The following is an 18954-nucleotide window of genomic DNA, read 5'->3' on the forward strand; positions in this document are numbered from 1 at the left end:
GGAATTGTGCTTTTATTGGTTGTAGAAAGTCATTACATATGTCAACGAGGTGTGGAATGGGGAAAGCAGGTTATTCAACAGGTAATGCAAGAGGCTGGCTGCTTGCGGTTATTGCTATTGTATTAGTAGCTGCTATAGGAGCGGCGGCTTATTGGTATGCAGTGAAGAAAGAAGGTGCATCGACCAGCGGCAGGGGAGTGTCTAAGGCGTTAATGGAAGTCAAGTCGACCAAGGATATTAAAAACAGCTACGATGTCATCGTGGTCGGTACCGACCCTGAAGGTGTCGCGGCGGCGTTATCCGCGGCTCGCAACGGACTCAAGACATTGTTGGTTGACGGAAAAGGCCGTACCATCCTGGGCGGGCTTATGACCGAAGGCTGGTTAAACAGCATCGACATGAACTATGATCCTACCAAAAGCGTGCTTGGCAAGCATGACATCATGAATAAAGGAATTTTCACTGAATGGTACGGCAAAATCGAGGGAGATTCCTTCGACATTACGACGGCCGCCAACGCGTTCTATTCTATGGTACAGAAAGAAAGCAATATCGATTTGCTCATGCAAGCGAAATCCATCGAGCCTTCCGTCGCCAAGACGACCGATAAAATAACGGTCACAGGCATTACCGTCACGAAGGCGGACGGCACTAGCCTATCGATTAAGGCTAAAGCAGTTATCGATGCAACGCAGGATGGGGACATCGGGGATATGGCCGGGGTTCCATTCACACACGGCAGAGAGGACCTCGCCGACGTGAAGAGCCGAATGGCCGTCACAGCGGTATTCCGCTTGACCAATATCACGCCGGAGCGTTGGAAGCAATTCGCCAAGACGATTCAAGCCGAGGATAAGGGACAGCAAAAATACGGCATCAACGAGATGAGCCTGTGGGGCTTTGACAAAATGCAGGATTACCCGGCTGTTAACAAGGAACGCGTAAGAATGCGCGGACTGAACGGCGGGCGCCAGAATGACAACACGATGCTGGTCAATGCACTGCAAATTTTCGGGGTGGACCCGTTTGATCCTAAATCCAAGCAGGAAGCGCAGCAAATTGCCAAGGACGAGCTGCCGCATGTGCTTGCTTATTTGAAAAAGAGCTACCCTGATTTTGAAGGAGTTGAGCTGGACGGCATTGCTCCTGAGTTGTATGTTCGCGAATCCCGTCATATGATAGGCGAATACAGATTATCCATTATCGATCTGCTGGAAAACCGGGATCAATGGGACCGCATCGCCTTCGGCGGTTATCCGGTTGATATTCAACGGACAAGCCCTGCGGACAACGGAGCGGTCGTTATAGATCCGGACAAATATGCGATTCCGTTCCGCAGCATCGTTCCGCTTAAGGTGGACGGGCTTCTGGTTGTCGGCAGAGCGGCCAGCTACGATACGCTGCCGCATGGAAGCGCACGGGTTATTCCTGTCGGTATGGCGGAAGGGGAAGCAGCGGGAGCGGCTGCGAAGCTGGCCATCGAGCAGAATATGACATTCCGTCAAATGTCTGCCTCCAAGGAAACGATTGCCAAGCTTCAGGACATGCTGAACAAGCAGGGGATGGATTTGAAGCCATACACCATCAAGCCGGCTCCTTTCATGGAGAACAAATCGTATGAAGGACTGAAGACGGCGGTGAGTCTTGGTCTGGCTACAGGCGGCTACAAGAATGAATTCAATCTCGACAGCCCATCGAATCAACAGCGCATGGTCAACATGCTGAACGGGATACGCAAGTTCAAGCCTGCTGTATTGACAGGCAATCCGGCTGCGGTCATTCCGAATGAGAAGGAGCCTCAGAAGCAGCCGCTTTCCCTGGATATCGCGGCGGGAATGATCGCGTCTTTATTGAAGCTTGATGTTGCCCAGGGGGATGCCGTAAGCGCGCTGCAGTCCAAAGGGTATCTGACCAAGCAGACCGTCGATGGAATCGCCAAGAAGCAGGAATTGACGAACGGTGACACTTATATGCTGATCCATGACGCATATAAACAGCTGAACGCGGCAAAATAAGGGCAGCATAAGTGGATTTGTATAGAATTTACATGCTTTTTGCTTGACTTTGCCAAAATTCGATATTACAATTATGCAAAGAATGAAGATCATGATCCGTTGAAGGGACAAAGTACTTCGAGCATAGCATAGCCAGAGAGGGAAGCCATGGGCTGCAAGCTTCCTTATGCGAACCGGATGAAAAGACCTCCCGGAGGACATACGGGGAACCACCGGCAGAACAGCCGATGCAGTAGTCGTAATGCGTTGCGCGGGCGTTAACCGCTTAAGAGTGAATTTGCACGGCTCCATTATAGAGGAGCAGCTTATGCAAATTCAAATCGTGGGTGGTACCGCGGGAAGATTTCGATAATGGATCTCTCGTCCCTGACAAGGCGTCAGGGGCGGGAGATTTTTTGGTTTTATCCATCCGAAGCCGGTTTATTGGATTTACCGGGTGAAATGAATTTTATGAAAGGAGTGTCGTTGCATGAGCATTCAAAAACCAAAAGGAACTCAGGATTTGCTTCCCGGTGAAGTAGAAAAATGGCAGTATATCGAAGCAAAAGCCAGAGAGCTGTGCCAACGCTTCAATTACCGCGAAATTCGCACTCCGATCTTTGAGCATACCGAGCTGTTTCAACGGGGTGTTGGGGAAACGACGGATATTGTCGAGAAGGAGATGTACACCTTCCTGGACAAAGGGGATCGCAGCATATCCTTGCGTCCTGAAGGAACTGCCGGCGTAGTAAGAGCGTACGTGGAAAACAAGCTCTACGGAGAGCCCGATGTCAGCAAGCTGTACTACATCGGTCCGATGTTCCGCTACGAGCAGCCGCAAGCAGGCCGCTACCGCCAGCTGCACCAGTTCGGTATCGAAGCATTCGGTTCGGTTGATCCGAGCATCGATGCGGAGGTTATCGCCCTTGGCTACACATTTTACCGGGAGGTCGGGATCAAGGATGTGACCGTCGAGATTAACTCGGTCGGCAATCCTGCGGTGCGAGCCGCTTATCGCGATACCATCCAGCAATTTTTTGCACCGGTGAAGGATAAGCTGTGCAAAGACTGCCAATCCCGTTACGACCGCAATCCGATGCGGATTCTCGATTGTAAAATCGACCAGAAGTACTGCGAAGGAGCTCCGACCATTCTGGAGCATCTGGACGAGGAGTGCAGCGTCCATTTCCAAGCGGTGCAAAATTACTTGAAGGCAATGGATATTCCATTTAGCGTGAAACCTCGATTGGTACGCGGTTTGGATTACTATACGCATACTGCGTTCGAATACAAGGCAGCCGGTATCGGCGCTATCGATACCATCGGCGGCGGCGGACGCTACAACGGTCTTGTAGGCCAGATCGGCGGCAATGATCAGCCGGGAGTCGGCCTCGGACTGGGCTTGGAGCGTACCCTGCTCATCCTGCAGGCGCAGGGAGTTGAAATTCCAACCGTAAAACCGCTGGATGTGTATGTCATCGGTCTTGGCGAAGCGGCAGAGCAGGAAATTCCTCGTTTGCTGCATCAGCTGCGGCTGGAAGGCTTACGGGCCGAAAAGGATTATTTGGGCCGCAAAATCAAGGCGCAAATGAAATCGGCCGACCGGTACCAGGCTCATTTTGTCGCTATCCTTGGCGAAGATGAGCTGGCTCGCGGAGAGATTACCGTCAAGACGATGGCGAGCGGCGAACAGCAAACAATGAAGCTCGACACCTTCGCTGCCGAATTGCGCAAGCTGAAAAAACAGGAATCAAATAGGTAAACCATATCTGGAGGTAGATGAAATCATGATGTTAAGAACGCATCACTGTGGAGCTTTAACGAAAGCGAACGTCGGGGAAACCGTCGTTTTGAACGGCTGGGTACAGCGCAGACGCGACCTTGGGGGCGTATTGTTTATCGATCTGCGCGACCGCAGCGGGCTTGTACAGATCGTATTTAATCCGGATTTCTCCGGCGAAGCGTTGAACATTGCGGATCGTGCCCGCAACGAGTATGTTCTTGCCGTAAGCGGCAAAGTAGTAGAGCGTGACCCGGCTACTGTAAACCCGAACCTGGCCACAGGCGAGATCGAAATTCAAGTTACCCAAATTGAAATTTTGAACCAAGCGAAGAACCCTCCGTTCTTCATTGAGGATGGAATCGAAATCGACGAGTCTCTCCGTCTGAAATATCGTTACCTGGACCTGCGCCGTCCGGAAATGCAGCGCACCTTGATGCTTCGTTCCAAAGCGGCCAAATTGTTCCGTGATTTCCTGGACGAGAATGGCTTCTTGGAAGTGGAGACACCAATTCTGACCAACGATACACCGGAAGGTGCGCGCAGTTATCTGGTGCCAAGCCGTGTGCATCCGGGCGAATTCTTCGCACTGCCGCAATCGCCTCAGCTATTCAAGCAATTGCTGATGGTAGGTGGCTTGGAGCGCTATTATCAAATCGCTCGCTGCTTCCGTGACGAGGACCTCCGTGCAGACCGTCAGCCGGAATTTACCCAGGTGGATATCGAGACTTCCTTCCTGACCCAGGACCAGCTGCTCGAAATGATGGAAGAGCTGGTTGTACGTTTGATGAAAGAAACGGCTAACGTTGAGATTGAGCGTCCGTTCCAACGCATCAGCTATGCGGATGCTATGGGCAAATACGGCTCTGACAAGCCGGATCTGCGCTTTGGCCTCGAGCTCCAAGACGTATCGGATATCGTTGCAAATTCCGGCGTGAAGGTATTTGCTTCCGTCGTTGAAAAAGGCGGTCAAGTTAAAGCCCTGAACGCTAAAGGCTGCGGCAGCTGGAGCCGTAAGGAAATCGATGACCTGGGCACATTCGCTGCCCGTTACGGAGCGAAAGGCCTGGCATGGGTTGTCCTGAAGGACGGCGAAATGAAAGGTCCTATCGTGAAGTTCTTTACCGAGGAAGAGCTTTCCGCATTGAAAGAGCGCCTTGGCGCCGAAGAAGGCGACTTGCTGCTGTTCTCTGCCGACACGAAAAAGGTAGTAGCTGATGTACTTGGCAACCTTCGTCTGAAAATCGGACGCGAGCTGGGCTTGATCGACGAAAGCAAATTCAAATTTGCATGGGTCGTTGACTTCCCTCTCTTGAGCTACGACGAAGAAGAAAAACGTTATGTGGCGGAGCACCATCCGTTCACACGTCCGAAGGAAGAAGACCTGCATTACTTCGATACCGATCCGGGTCAAATCCGTGCTCAAGCCTATGACCTTGTATTGAACGGATACGAAGTCGGCGGCGGATCCATGCGGATTTACAAGCGGGAAGTTCAAGAGCAAATGTTCAAGGCGCTTGGTTTCTCCAAAGAAGAAGCGCAAGAGAGATTCGGCTTCCTTCTCGAAGCCTTCGAATATGGTACGCCTCCGCACGGCGGTATCGCTTTCGGCTTCGACCGCTTGGTGATGCTGATTGCCGGCCGTACGAACCTTCGCGAAACGATCGCATTCCCGAAAACGGCGAGCGCTACCGACTTGTTGACTGATGCGCCGGGTCCGGTAAGCGACAAGCAGCTGGAGCTGTTGTCCATTCGTTTGGCCTTGAAGCAGCCTGCTTCCAAATAAATAGCAAAGACAGAGAAGATGCCGGGAATAACCGGCTCTTCGCCTGTTCAAATGATAATGAACACTATAAGGAGGGCGGCCCTTATGCTGCACCAGTTTTCCAGAACAGAGCTTGCCATCGGCCCGGAAGGGCTGGACATTATGCGCAACAGCTGCGTAGCCGTCCTCGGCATCGGCGGCGTTGGTTCCATTGCTGCTGAAGCGCTGGCGCGTACAGGCGTCGGAAAACTCATTCTTATCGATAAGGACGTTGTCGATATCACAAATATTAACCGCCAGGTACACGCATTGTTATCGACAGTAGGCCAACCCAAGTCCGATTTGATGAGGGACCGGATCCTGCAAATCAATCCGGAGTGCGACGTTGTATCGCTCCGGATGTTTTATACGGAAGAAACGTACGAGAAGCTGTTCGAATATCCCTTGGATTACGTTATTGACGCATCGGATACGATCAGTTATAAGATTCATTTGATCAAGCAATGTTTACAGCGCAAAATTCCGATCATATCAAGTATGGGCGCCGCTAACAAAATGGACCCAACCAAGTTCCAGGTCGCGGATATTTCCAAAACGACAATGGACCCGCTGGCGAGAGTAATCCGTCACAAGCTGCGGAAAGACGGCATTAAAAAAGGCGTAAAGGTCGTCTTCTCCACGGAAGAACCGATTAAACCGCGCGAGGACGTTACGCAGCGCATCGTTCCCGAGAACGCACCCGAAATCCGTAAGGCACAGCAGCCTCCGGCAAGTAACGCGTTTGTGCCGCCGGTAGCCGGATTGATTGCGGTCAGCGTTGTCGTACAGGATTTATTGGCTAAAGGGAATGCCAAGGCATAATAAAAGCATGGAATACAGAGCAGCAGCTCGGTGTTCCATGCTTTTTGCGCATATAGGATACAATTCCTTTACAATTTTTTCAGAAAAAACCGGAGCCTTATCTGAAGTGTCCGGTAGGCAAGCTTAAAATGTTTGCGTTTTCAATAAGAGCCGCAAAGCATTTGTCAGTGAGGTTAGGCAGCACGCGGTCATTTTTCCGGTATTCCTGCGGAGTCATTCCCGTTTTTTGGCGAAACAGCGTATGAAAAAACTTCATGTCGTGATATCCCACCGTCCCGGCGATTTGCTGTACGGTCATCGAGGTGGCTTTCAACAGCTCACAGCACTTTTGTACCCTTAAATGCTGTACATAGGAGGTAAAGGATGTCCCGGTCGCTTGCTTAATAAGTCTTTGCAGATGACTTACGCTGAGAAAGGCATGCTCGGCAACCTGCTTCAAATTAATATCCTCATGATAATGCTGCTTGATGAACTGCAGTGCATCCTGCACCTTCAGATTCATGGTTTCGGGCACGCTCGTAGACAAAGTATCCCGATGAAGCAAAGCGAGAATTTGAATGAGTATGGAATGGACAATGACTTCATACCCGGGCAGCTGAAGGCGGTACTCTGACAGAAGATTATGAAATAATTCCCCATACTTGCTGTCCTTATCATAGTGATGAAACCAAGGCTGTCTCATATTCTCGGAATGAAACAGCGCATTATGCAGCTCAGAGCCTGCCGGCGGGAAAGAGGAAGAGCTTTGCAGCAGCTCCGGCCGGAATACGCAGTTCAGAATGGATAATGTTCGAACCTTGTCCGGTGAAGGGGGGCGATAAACATGCGACGTACCCATCGGAAGCAGATAAATATCTCCGCGTTTGACCGGGACTACCGTATTGTTAATAAACTGATACCCGATCCCTTCCGTAACATAGCTGATTTCAATGGCATCGTGCGTATGCTGAGGAATACTGAAGGCTTCAAATGCTCGATTTACAAAAATATTCATACCCGGACGAAATTTCTGGTCCGCTCTGAATACCTCCGAAGCCATTGGGTTCATAAGCCACCTCCGGTAACATTTTACAATCATCCACCTAGTTAGATTATAAACTTCGTTTCATGATGTAATCAACCCATAATCCACTTTGCAGAGTTGGTATTTTCGCGAAAATGAGTTGAGACCCCCATAAACATTGTGTAACCCCCCCATGTGTCAGGTCATCAGACTGGTATAATTTTATATGATTCTTTTTTCTCTAAAAAGGGGGCATACAGCTTGAAGATTAACAGAAAGGCCTTGGTCACCCGGCATAATCCGGTTATCAGAGAAGTTTTGGATTTATCTCCGCTTTCCGTCGGGAACGGGGAATTTGCTTTTACAGCGGACTTCACTGGTTTGCAAACGTTTCCGGATTCGTACACGATTCCTCTGGGAACACAGTCGCAATGGGCCTGGCACAGCTCAGGAGGCCGGAATGTCTGGAGTCTCAATGATGTCCGCATGCAGTATAGGGATGAGGAGCGTCAGCTTGGCGGTTATCCAATCCGCGCGGAGGACAAGGAAGAAGCCTATCACTGGCTGAGACAAAATCCGCACAGGCTGCAGCTGGGGCAATTTGGATTTGAGTTTACGAGCGCTTCAGGTGAGCTATTGAGCCTGGATGCAATTACCGATATAGAACAAACGCTGGATCTTTGGAGCGGGATTATCGTCAGTCGTTTTCGTGTGGATGACCAGCCCGTCATTGTACATACCTTTTGTCATCCTTCTCTGGACAGCTTCGGAGTTACGGTGGAAAGTCCGCTGCTTGCAGAGGGACGCTTACGGATTCGGGTTCGCTTCCCTGCGCCCGGAATGACCTCGCGGAGCTGGGACCGTTCGATAGACCTCCATTGGGGAGAGCCGGACAGTCATGCGACCACATGCAGCAAGTCTTCTCCGACCGGCGCTTTGCTGGAACGAACCATGGATGAGGACGGGTACAACGTTGCTTTAGGCTGGTCCCAAGGCAGGCTGGAGCAGACCGGGAAGCACGAATTTATCCTTCATGGGGATCAAATCTCGAAGTATATGGAATTTACGGCTGGCTTTTCTCCACTGGGTCAAGTGATAGCGCTTGCATCTGCAGAGGAGATGATGGAGGCTAGCCGCGAGCATTGGGAGAGCTTCTGGATGAGCGGAGGGGCCGTTGAGCTTGCTGACAGCAAGGATCCGCGGGCGCTTGAGCTCGAACGCCGTATCGTGCTATCGCAATTCAATACGGCTATCCACAGCGCAGGAAGCGTACCTCCTCAAGAAACCGGATTATTGTATAACAGCTGGTTCGGTAAGCTTCACCTGGAGATGCATTGGTGGCATGCGTTTCATTTTCCGTTGTGGGGCAGAGCCCATCTGCTGGAACGAAGTATGGGATGGTACAACGATATTCTTCCGGTAGCGCGTGAAATCGCCAGGTCTCAGGGCTATCAGGGTGCCCGTTGGCCCAAGATGGTTGCCGCAGAAGGGGCGCAGAGCCCGTCGGTTATAGCTCCTTTGCTAATCTGGCAGCAGCCGCATCCTATCGTTATGGCAGAGCTGTGTTATTTGGCGAAGCCTACCCGGGAGACGCTGGAGCGATACCGTGATGTCGTGCTGGAATCGGCCGAATTCATGGCATCCTTTGCCGAATGGGATGAAGAAGGCCGCCGATATGTCCTTGGTCCGCCGGTGATTCCGGCACAAGAAAATCATAAGGCGGAGCACACCTGGAATCCGACATACGAGCTGGAATACTGGCGCCATGGGTTGGAAGTAGCAATGGAATGGGCGAAACGATTAGGTGTTCCGGTGAACCCGAAATGGCTGGAAGTAAGCGAGCAGCTAACCGAGCTGCCTCAGCTGGACGGGGTTTACCTGGCTCACGAGAATTGCCCCGATACGTATACAAAAGCCAACATTGACCATCCTTCCATGCTGGGTGCACTGGGTATGCTCCCCGGCAAAAAAGCAGATCCGGCCGTTATGCGAAATACACTGCAGCGGGTTATGGACAGCTGGCGCTGGGAGCACACCTGGGGCTGGGATTACCCGATGGCGGCAATGACCGCGGCTCGACTAGGTGAAGGAGAATGGGCCGTCGATCTGCTGCTGAAGGAGGTCACCAAGAACACGTATTTACCGAACGGCCATAACTACCAGCGTCCCGGCTTGTACGCTTATTTGCCTGGCAACGGCGGGCTTTTGACAGCAGTTGCAATGATGGCCTGCGGCTGGCAGGGAGGTCCGGAACGTCACGCTCCCGGTTTCCCATCCGATGGCAGCTGGACCGTCCGTTGGGAAGGCCTTCATCCGTGGATGTAGCACTTGTAGCATTGCTAGCTCGTGGAAGAAACGCTTAGAATCGTTCTAAACATTTAATACGTCGCTTAACAATATGGATGTGAGTACGGCATTGCGGAAAGCAAAGGAAGAAGCCGGCAAGACTGCTGAGGCGGTGAAAAAATAATCACTTGGGAGGTGCGGTATGGTCAAAAAAATCATGGTGCTGCTGGGGTTATTCATTATTCTGTTGATCGTATGGATCGCGGCGGGATTATGGTTCTCATCTCTGTACGGAAATGCCGGCTTCGGAGGCACGCTATTGATAGGCTTTTGTATCGTACCTCTCGTTCTCCGTTTGGCAGTAACCAAGCTGTTTCGTGCAAATGAGAAGACCATAGACCATTAGCTGCAACGCGATAATTCCATTTTTTTACACATGAAGCAAAAAGGAGAGAAATCATCCATGTCATCCAAAGAAATCGGGTATGCCGTATTCGGGCTGGGAGTTGGCAAAAGCCATCTAGCTAGTGCGGTAAAGGCGAAGGGATGCAAATTCGTCGCGATCTGCGACATGAACGAAGCGGTTTTGCACAAGCTTGGCGACGAATATGGAATTGATCCGGCGAACCGTTACACGAGCTATGAGGAGCTTCTGAAACGTGAGGATATCGATGTTATCAGCGTGTGCACGCCGAGCGGCTGGCACAAGGAGCATACGATCATGGCGCTCAAGGCCGGCAAGCATGTGCTTACCGAGAAGCCCCTGGAGATCCGTGTAGATCGAATTGATGAAATGAACCGGGTGGCGGCGGAGCAAGGACTGTATCTCGGCTGTGTATTCCAGAACCGGCTTGCGCCGGCCAACCAATTGATCAAGCAAACGATCCAGAGCGGCCGGATGGGCAAAATGATCACATCCAATTTTCATTTGAAATGGTATCGCGATGATAAATATTATGCCAAGAACGGCGGATGGAGAGGCACCTGGGCAATGGACGGCGGCGGTGCGATCATGAACCAAACCATCCATACCGTTGATCTTATGCAGTGGTTTATGGGACCGGTGCGAAGCATTTTTGCCAAAATGGGGACGTACAATCACCCGATTGAAACGGAAGACACAGCGGTAGCCGTCGTGACGTTCGAAAGCGGAGCTATCGGTACCCTTATTGGAACGACATGCGCCTATCCGGGGCTAGAGGTCTCCGTTCAAATTCACGGATCAACGGGCTCCATTTATTCCAAAAGCAACAAGATCGAGCTGTTTAAAATGGCTGATGATGATGAGCACTATTCTGAGGAAGCCCGTATCCTGGAAACTTACGGTACAGGCGCAGCCAAACCGGCTTCCGAATCGGGTGAACTGCCGAAGACGGGTCATGCAGGGCAAGTCCAGGATATGATCGATGCCGTAATAGAGGGACGCCCTCCTATGATTGAAGGCAAAGAGGGAAGAGCTTCCGTCGAAATCGTGCAAGCGCTTTATGAATCCGCAAGAACCGGCAAGGAAGTATTCCTGCCTTATGTACCGGAGCTGAGCAAAGCATGAATAAGCCAAATGAACGCACCTCTTCCTTTCCGGCTATTGGATGCTGCCTGACAACCGGGTCTTTTATGCCGCAAAGCGGAAATACCGAAGCTTCACAGAAAGATCAAGCCGACGTGCTGCTTACCGGAATTAACGGCCTGCTTCAATCAGGCTATGACTTCGCGGAGCTTACCGTCGGGGCATTAGCCCAGCTCTCAGAGGATGAATTTGCGCGGCTGCAAAGCAGGCTGAAAGAGGAAGGCATTGCCATTCCCGTCTTTAACAGCTTTATTCCTCCTGCACTGAAATTAACAGGCCCGGAAACCCAGGCTCAAGCGATAGAAGAGTACGTCGCAAAAGCAATGAAGCGAGTTCATGAAGTCGGCGGAGAAATGATTATTTTCGGCAGCGGAGGCGCCCGAACCGTTCCGGAGGGCTATGCCGTCGAACAAGGACTTCAACAAATTAAAGACTTTCTGACCCTATGTGACCGCTATGCAGATCAATATGATCTTATTGTCGCTATAGAACCGCTGAACCGCAAGGAAAGCAATGTGATCAATAAAGTTGAGGAAGCGTTGGACTTGGCTCTCGAGCTCAATCTGCGGCATATTCAAGTGCTTGCCGACGCTTACCACATGCATTTGGAGCAGGAGTCACCCGAGATTGTGAAGCGTGCGGTTGAAAGCAACCTCCTGGCGCATGTGCATTATGCCGAGTTCGATCGAAGCTTCCCGTCAGGGACCGAAGACGCCGGAGTCGATCTGAGAGGCTTGTTTACCTTTCTTAGGGACTGTGGATATCAAGGGCGCGTTTCTGCTGAATGTATGGGAGAGAATGTAATGGTTCATAATCAAGCTTCCTTGAGGTATATAAGAAATTTGTTAGTACAACTACATGAAAGAGGCGAATAGGATGTCTTTATTTACTTTATCCGTACAATCCGGCCACCATGCTCGTCGGCATTGTCCCGTATCCTTCCGCATTGCCGCTAATGCCGAGATTCTTAATGGAACGGCCGAGCTGCATATGATCGGAGAGGACGGAAAGCCGGTGGCGCTCCAATGTGAGAATGTTAACGGCGAGCTGGTCCTCCACTGGATTGTGGATCATCTGGGCGCCGGGGAGAGCCTTACCTATACCGTTCATGCGGGTGCAAATCCGGAAGGAGAAGCGGTATCGGGCATTCGGCTGGAAGAAAGAGAGCATCAGATCGATGTGGTGATCGGAGGCAGCTATTTCACCTCTTATGTATTTCATCCGGACATCGCCAAGCCTTATCTCGGGCCTATTATGGGGCCGTACGGCGAAAGCTTCACACGTCTTGATTTTGAAACGAAAGAGCACCCGCATCACAGATCCTTATGGCTTGCGATCGGCGATGTTAACGACATTGATATGTGGAATGAGCCGAAGGAACGGCATGGAAAGCAAATTATAACCGGATTCGGGGACAAAACCGCAGGTGCGGTATTGGCAAGACTGACCTCTACTCAACAATGGTGCTCCTATGGAGGAAAGCCGCAATTGACGGAAACAAGAACGATGACGTTCTACAATACTCCTGCTGAAGGCCGGTTTATCGATATCGATTTTTCCCTGGTGGCGAACGGACGTGTTGAGCTGGGCGCTACGAAAGAAGCGGGACCGCTGGGAATCCGCGTCGCAGAATCGATGAAGGCCGATAACGGAGGAGTGATTCGCAATTCCTTCGGTTCCGTCGGAGAAAAGGAATGCTGGGGTCAGCGCGCTCAATGGTGCGACTACTACGGCAATGTCGGCGGGCAGACGCTGGGAATCGCCGCCTTCGATCATCCCGATAATGTGGACTATCCTACGTATTGGCATGTACGGGACTACGGTCTTCTGGCAGCCAACAATTTCTACTTCTTGGGCGGCAAGCTGCTTCAAAAGGGCCAATCCCTGAGCTATAAGCACCGTGTTTATTTCCACGCGGGAGATACGGATGCCAGCCGGGTAACAGAGAAGTACCAGGACTACATTCATCCGCCCGTCGTCTCCTTGGTTAAACAATAACAATGATAGAGAGGACGGAAAACAACATGAAAGAAGTGCTATCGAATCAGTCCTTGGAGCAGCAATTTCTGGAGCCCTCGGACGAATTTACGCCGGTCCCGTTCTGGTTCTGGAACGATGCACTGACGGCGGAGGAAATCATTAAGCAAATCACAGACTTCGCGGATAAAGGGGTTATGGGCTTCGTTATCCATCCGCGAATAGGAATACCGGAGAGTATCCCGTACTTATCGGACAGCTACATGGACTTGGTTGAAGCGGCAGTAAAAGAGGCGTCACGATTGGGCATGACGGTGTTTTTGTATGACGAGGCCATGTATCCGTCAGGCTCCGCAAAAGGGATGGTGGTTCAAGACGATCCCGCTTATGCAAGCCGGGGCTTGAAGATGCTGGAATGGGATGGCTCCAAGCCGATCGAGCTATCTGACATTTTAAGCGAAGGCGATGTGCTGGTCTCCGTACAAGCTGTGAAGAAGAAGGATGGGAGCAGCATTGATCCCCCGGCTGCGGTCAAGGTTGAGCCTGTGAACGGAGAAGTTCTTATACCCGACGGGTATGCATCACTATTGCTGTTCATCGAGACGTATTCCAAAGGAACGATCCGGGGGATACATTTTGGCGAGGATGACGGGGAGCCTAATGCTCCGGCCTCCGCGGACCTGTTGAACCCTCTGGCCACGCAAAAGTTTATTCGGCTGACGCATCAGCGGTATTATGAACGGCTCGGAGCCTATTTCGGCAATACGATCCAGGCTATGTTTACGGATGAGCCGGACATTATGGGGCGCCGTCATGTGAAGGGGCTTAAGTCATGGACCACAGGGTTCCTGGATGATTTCCTGAAGGAAGGCTGCAGGGAAACCGACCTGCCCCTCTTGTGGCTCGAGGGGGACAGCTCGGAAGCCGTACGGCGGGCCTACCGCAAAGCCGTGAACAAACGGATGGTCGAAGCCTATTATAAGCCTCTAAGCGATTGGTGCGCGGAGCATGGCATTGCATTAACAGGCCATCCGGCGGCAAGCGACGAGATCGGTTTACTGGAGCATTTTCAAATTCCGGGACAGGATGTCGTATGGCGTTGGGTCGCTCCTGAAGACGGCAAAGCATTGGAAGGCCGGCATACAACCATGGCCAAATGCTCTTCCGATGCGGCAAGGCACAGGGGCAGACGCAGAAACCTCAATGAGTTTCTTGGCGTGTGCAGCCCGGGCGGCGGATGGGCTCTAAGCGGAGGAGACATCAAGTGGTACATGGATTGGCTATTGGTGAGAGGGGTCAACCTTCTATGCCCTCACGCATTCTATTATTCCATTAAGGGACCGCGCAGATATAATGAGCGTCCGCCCGATGTGGGGCCGAACAACATTTGGTGGCCGCATTACCGTCTTTTTTCCGATTACATGAAACGAATGAGCTGGCTTATGACGGGCAGCGTCAATACAACGCCAATAGCCGTTCTGTGCCGCGAGGATTGGCTGCCGTGGCAGGCAGTCAAGCCGTTGTACGAGCACCAGAGGGAGTTTAATTATCTGGAAGAAAGCTTGCTGGTGAAAGAAAACGCGATCGACAAAGGCTGCATTCGGATTCAAGAACAGGCTTACACTGTGGTGCTGGTGGAAAACGAACATTTATGGGAGGAAGAAACAAAGGCAGCCTTGCAGCTATTCCTCGATGGAGGAGGTACGGTCTTCGTACTTCATACGGAGGAGCAGGAGCGCGGCTTGCCGGCAACGATCCGGTTGACAAGTCCTGATCAATTGATTGCGGCACTGGATGACATCCTGCAGCCCGAAGTTCTGTTGGATCCTCCTTGCCCGGATATTAGAGTTAGTCATGTCGTCAAGGATGGCAATCATTTCTATGTGCTGGTTCATGAGGGAGAACAAGCCTACGAGGGAACCTTGTCTGTTGCAGTATCGGGGAAGACCGAGCTATGGGACCCGTGGGAAGCCAGGGTTGGATCAGCCTATGCTCTCAGATCGAATCTCGGAACAACCGTTCCGATTCATTTGGACAGAAGGCAAAGTGTTATTTTCCGTATCGACCCCGCGGCTCCTATTGAAGAGGATAGAACGGCTGTGATAACCAGTGAAACGCCAGCATCGCAAAAGGCAGTGCGTGTTCTGGATAACGGCTGGCGGGTGGAGTCCGCTGCCCCCGAAGCTTCCTCTCTGGTTAAAGGATTAGGAGATTGGTCGGAGATCGAGGGACTGGAATCCTTTTCGGGTACGGTGCATTATGTGAACCGCTTTGTCATAGAGGAACCCGTCTCAAGTCGTACGGAGCAGATCCTGCTCGATTTGGGAGAAGCCCATGAAATGGCGGAAGTGTGGGTGAACGGACAGTTTGCCGGGGTACGCATGTGGCATCCGTATAGGCTGAATATTGAAGCGTACGTCAAGCAAGGGGAGAATGAGCTTCGAGTAGCCGTTACGAACAGTCTGGCTAATAGGATCGATCGGGACAAGCGGCCTTCCGGCCTGATAGGCCCAGTAAGTATAGCGGAATACCATGTGTAATGGTTAAAGCTGGCGGAGGCTTAGGGGATTAGATGGGACAAGATGCCAGCACGATGCTATGAGATGATGCGAACGACGATTTGCCCAATACCTGGAGAAAGAAAAGAAAGGGGACAGGTCCCAAAGACGGCATTCTGTCACGGTATGCCTTGGATGGAGTCTGAAGTAGAAAAAAAGGGGAGTTGCATAAAATGAAGTGGAATAAGTCTATAGTCTCGGTTGTGGCGTCCAGCATGCTCATTTCCATGCTTGCAGCATGCGGAGGAAATGGTGGTGGTGCAGGGGCCGATAAAGGTACAGCTGACAAGGCCGCCGCCAATTCGGATAACGAGCCGGCGAACCTGGTCGTTTATTCGAACAGCGGTGATTCTCCGGAGAGCTGGAATGAGCGATTCGGCAATGCGCTTAAAGAGAAATTTCCTAACTACAATATCAAGTACATTCAGAAGCAATCGAACTACGGGATTAAGGAGCTGCTCACTTCCGGCGAGACGATCGACATTTACTGGGATTCGATAGGCGGCTTCGCCTCCGGTCTTCTCGATAACGGACTGGAGTATGATATGACGGATTTGGTCAAGAAGCATCAGATCGATTTATCCAAGATTGAGCCGTCCGTGGCCGATTCCATCAAGCAGATTTCCAAGGATAAAATCTACGGTATTCCCGTTTTCAACAACAACATGGTTCTCTACTACAACAAAGATATATTCGATAAATTCGGCGTGCCTTATCCGAAAGACGGCATGACCTGGACGGAAGCGAATAAGCTGGCACAGCAGTTAACGCGTGTGGACGGCAAAACCTATATCGGTCTCTCCTCATCCCAGACTCATATGCTTCCTATGAACCAGTTATCGATTCCTTTTGTCGATGTGGCAACCGATAAACCGACCATTTTCACCAATGAAAAGTGGCGCGAGTATTTTGAAACCGTCTTTGTCGGTCCTAGTAAAGCTCAGGGATATGTTGAATACATGAAGGAGCTTAAGGATGCCATTCCGTACCGCAATGAATTTTTGAAGGAGAAGAACGTAGCGATGTTCGCCTGGCTGTCCTCTATCGTCTTCGTATTCCCGGAGGAATTCCAAAGCATGAACTGGGATATGGTATCCCTGCCGACGTTCGACAGCCTGCCTAAGGTCGGTTCGCAGGCGTATCCTACTTATTTCACCGTGACCTCGATGTCCAAGCAAAGAGATCAGGCGATGAACGTAATCAAGTATTTAATCAGCGAGGAGCATCAAACCAAGCTGTCCAAAATCGGAATGATGCCGGTCTTGGATAATGACGCTGTGAAGAAAGTATATGGTCAGGAAAGTATTTTCAAAGGGAAAAACTTCGGCGCCTCGTTCTATAACAAGTTCGCTCCGATCCCTGAAAAATCCCGGTATGACAGCCTTATGCTGACACCATACGCCAAAGCGGTTCCTAAAATCATCCTAACCGGAGACTACAATACCGTATTCCGCGCGACCGAGGAAGATACGATGAAGAAAATAGCGGACGCCAAAAAATAATAGGGGTTTACTAGCTTCCGAGACGCAGGAAACGAGCTCGGCTACGGCCAGCGGACTGCGCTGCTCTCCGAATACGTTTGTAATTCCCTGAGGCTCCTTTATAATAGAGCATGTATGGTACACAACCGTGCATGCTCTATTACAGTTTTCATATAAAGGTAGTGATAGTATGGATTTGTTCTCATTGGCGGCAGAGCAGAATCAGACAGGCAAGCTGCTTGCAGACCGGATGAGGCCGGTTACGCTTAATGAATATATAGGTCAAGAGCATATTGTGGGACCGGGCAAGCTGCTCCGGCGGGCCATTGAGGCGGATCAGGTGACCTCCATCCTGCTCTATGGCCCTCCAGGAACAGGGAAGACGACGCTGGCTCATATTATATCTCATGCGACGCAGGGGGCGTTCGTGAAGCTGAATGCGGTCGACGCTTCGGTGAAGGACGTCCGGGATGTGATTGAACAGGCCAAAACGAACAAGGAGCTGTATGGACGTAAAACCATTCTGTTCCTCGACGAGGTTCACCGTTTCAACACCTCCCGCCAGGATGCGCTGCTGCCTGCCGTGGAGCAGGGAATCATTGTCTTTATCGGTGCGACGACGGAGAACCCGTTCCACCATGTCAACGGGGCGCTGCTGTCCCGTTCGACGCTTTTCGAGCTGCATGCGCTGACGCATGAGCATTCCCTCATGGCGCTGAGGCGTGCGCTCAGCGATCGTGAACGCGGCCTCGGCATGCTGCCGATCGAGGCCGATGAAGACGCGCTCTCGCATTTGGCGCAGATGGCCGGCGGAGATATCCGCCGCGCGCTCAATGCGCTCGAGCTTGCCGCGCTTACCACCCCGCCTGCTGAGGACGGGGCGGTGCGCGTGACGCTTGCGGTCGCCGAGGAGTCGATCCGGCGCCGCATCGTGAAGGCCGACGAGTCGACGCAGTACGACGTCCTGTCGGCCTTCCACAAAAGCGTGCGCGGCTCCAGCGACGCCGCGCTGTTCTGGTTCCTCTATGCCGTCGAGAAGCTCGGCATGGATCCGATGACCTTCCTGCGGCGTCTGATCGTCGCATCCAGCGAGGATATCGGGCTGGCCAATCCCCAAGCCATGGTGCAGGCCGTATCCGCCATGGACGCCTACCACAAGATTGGCTGGCCCGAATCGAAGTACGTGATCGCTCAGGCGATCCTGTTCGCAGTAGAGAGCCCCAAATCGAACGCCATCCCGATGGCGATCAGCAGGGTGATGGCCGCGTTCGACGCTATCGGCTCGGCAGAGGTGCCTATGCATCTCCGGGATACGCATTACGCCGGCGCGGAGAAGCTCGGGCATAAGGGATATAAATATCCCCACGATTACCCGGGTCATTATGTGGAGCAGCAATATGTGCCCGGGCCGCTGATCGGTCAGCATTTTTATGAAGCGTCTCAGCAGGGTATGGAAGATAAGATCAGGCATAATCAGGAGCTTCGCAGAAATAACAGAGGCCCTTCCCGATAGCACGGGAAGCTTGATGAACAGCAAAAACGGCCGAATGATGCTTTTTTCGGCCGTTTTTGCCCAATGGTTCAAGCCTTTATACGTTATCTTCACGATTTTTGGGCATAGCACACCGTTTGACTGTATAGCTTATTAATATATAATTTACAATATAAACCAAAGGGGAGGT

At 51.6% G+C, this 18954-nt stretch carries 13 protein-coding genes; 12 read left to right on the forward strand and 1 reads right to left on the reverse strand.

Annotated features, from left to right (window positions below):
* The first annotated feature begins 56 nt into the window (after positions 1–56).
* The 4 genes from B1728_RS23825 (at position 57) to B1728_RS23840 (ending at position 6400) form a co-directional block, all read left to right on the forward strand.
* Positions 57–2015, forward strand: coding sequence for an FAD-dependent oxidoreductase (locus tag B1728_RS23825; protein WP_079912924.1), 1959 nt, complete (start codon positions 57–59; stop codon positions 2013–2015).
* A 469-nt stretch (positions 2016–2484) separates the two neighbouring features.
* The gene (gene hisS / locus B1728_RS23830) at positions 2485–3756 is read left to right on the forward strand and encodes a histidine--tRNA ligase (protein ID WP_079912925.1); all 1272 of its coding nucleotides are present in this window, start codon (positions 2485–2487) and stop codon (positions 3754–3756) included.
* A gap of 28 nt (positions 3757–3784) precedes the next feature.
* On the forward strand, positions 3785–5560 hold the full coding sequence (gene aspS / locus B1728_RS23835; protein WP_179136192.1) for an aspartate--tRNA ligase: 1776 nt from the start codon (positions 3785–3787) through the stop codon (positions 5558–5560).
* A gap of 84 nt (positions 5561–5644) precedes the next feature.
* Positions 5645–6400, forward strand: a complete 756-nt coding sequence (locus B1728_RS23840) for a tRNA threonylcarbamoyladenosine dehydratase (RefSeq protein ID WP_079912927.1) — start codon at positions 5645–5647, stop codon at positions 6398–6400.
* Between the two features lie 97 nt (positions 6401–6497).
* On the opposite strand, the gene B1728_RS23845 is transcribed toward B1728_RS23840, so the two are convergent.
* The gene (locus tag B1728_RS23845; protein ID WP_179136175.1) at positions 6498–7448 is read right to left on the reverse strand and encodes an AraC family transcriptional regulator; all 951 of its coding nucleotides are present in this window, start codon (positions 7446–7448) and stop codon (positions 6498–6500) included.
* A 216-nt stretch (positions 7449–7664) separates the two neighbouring features.
* Here B1728_RS23845 and B1728_RS23850 point away from each other — a divergent pair, with 216 nt between their 5' ends.
* The 8 genes from B1728_RS23850 to B1728_RS23885 all read left to right on the forward strand — a co-directional run bounded on the left by B1728_RS23850 (position 7665) and on the right by B1728_RS23885 (position 18785).
* Positions 7665–9728 carry a glycoside hydrolase family 65 protein gene (locus tag B1728_RS23850; protein ID WP_079912929.1) on the forward strand — a complete coding sequence of 688 codons (2064 nt, stop codon included), beginning with the start codon at positions 7665–7667 and terminating at the stop codon, positions 9726–9728.
* A gap of 163 nt (positions 9729–9891) precedes the next feature.
* Complete coding sequence (locus tag B1728_RS23855) at positions 9892–10095, forward strand: hypothetical protein (RefSeq protein WP_079912930.1); 204 nt, start codon at positions 9892–9894, stop codon at positions 10093–10095.
* A gap of 57 nt (positions 10096–10152) precedes the next feature.
* Positions 10153–11238 (forward strand): Gfo/Idh/MocA family protein, encoded by a 1086-nt coding sequence (locus tag B1728_RS23860; protein ID WP_179136176.1) that lies wholly within the window; start codon positions 10153–10155, stop codon positions 11236–11238.
* A complete protein-coding gene (locus B1728_RS23865; protein ID WP_079912932.1) occupies positions 11235–12131 on the forward strand; it encodes a sugar phosphate isomerase/epimerase family protein in 897 nt (298 codons plus the stop codon). Before B1728_RS23860 ends, B1728_RS23865 begins: the two co-directional genes overlap by 4 nt.
* Position 12132: 1 nt before the next feature.
* The gene (locus B1728_RS23870; protein ID WP_179136177.1) at positions 12133–13254 is read left to right on the forward strand and encodes a DUF6807 domain-containing protein; all 1122 of its coding nucleotides are present in this window, start codon (positions 12133–12135) and stop codon (positions 13252–13254) included.
* A gap of 26 nt (positions 13255–13280) precedes the next feature.
* Positions 13281–15773, forward strand: a complete 2493-nt coding sequence (locus tag B1728_RS23875; protein WP_079912934.1) for a glycosylhydrolase-like jelly roll fold domain-containing protein — start codon at positions 13281–13283, stop codon at positions 15771–15773.
* 191 nt (positions 15774–15964) lie between these two features.
* Entirely contained in the window at positions 15965–17293 is a 1329-nt protein-coding gene (locus B1728_RS23880) for an ABC transporter substrate-binding protein (RefSeq protein ID WP_079912935.1), read from the forward strand.
* A 169-nt stretch (positions 17294–17462) separates the two neighbouring features.
* Positions 17463–18785, forward strand: coding sequence for a replication-associated recombination protein A (locus B1728_RS23885; protein ID WP_079912936.1), 1323 nt, complete (start codon positions 17463–17465; stop codon positions 18783–18785).
* Positions 18786–18954: the final 169 nt, after the last annotated feature.

Origin of the sequence: Paenibacillus sp. 32352 (genome assembly GCF_002042965.1) — a bacterium.
Lineage (GTDB): Bacteria > Bacillota > Bacilli > Paenibacillales > NBRC-103111 > Paenibacillus_S > Paenibacillus_S vulneris.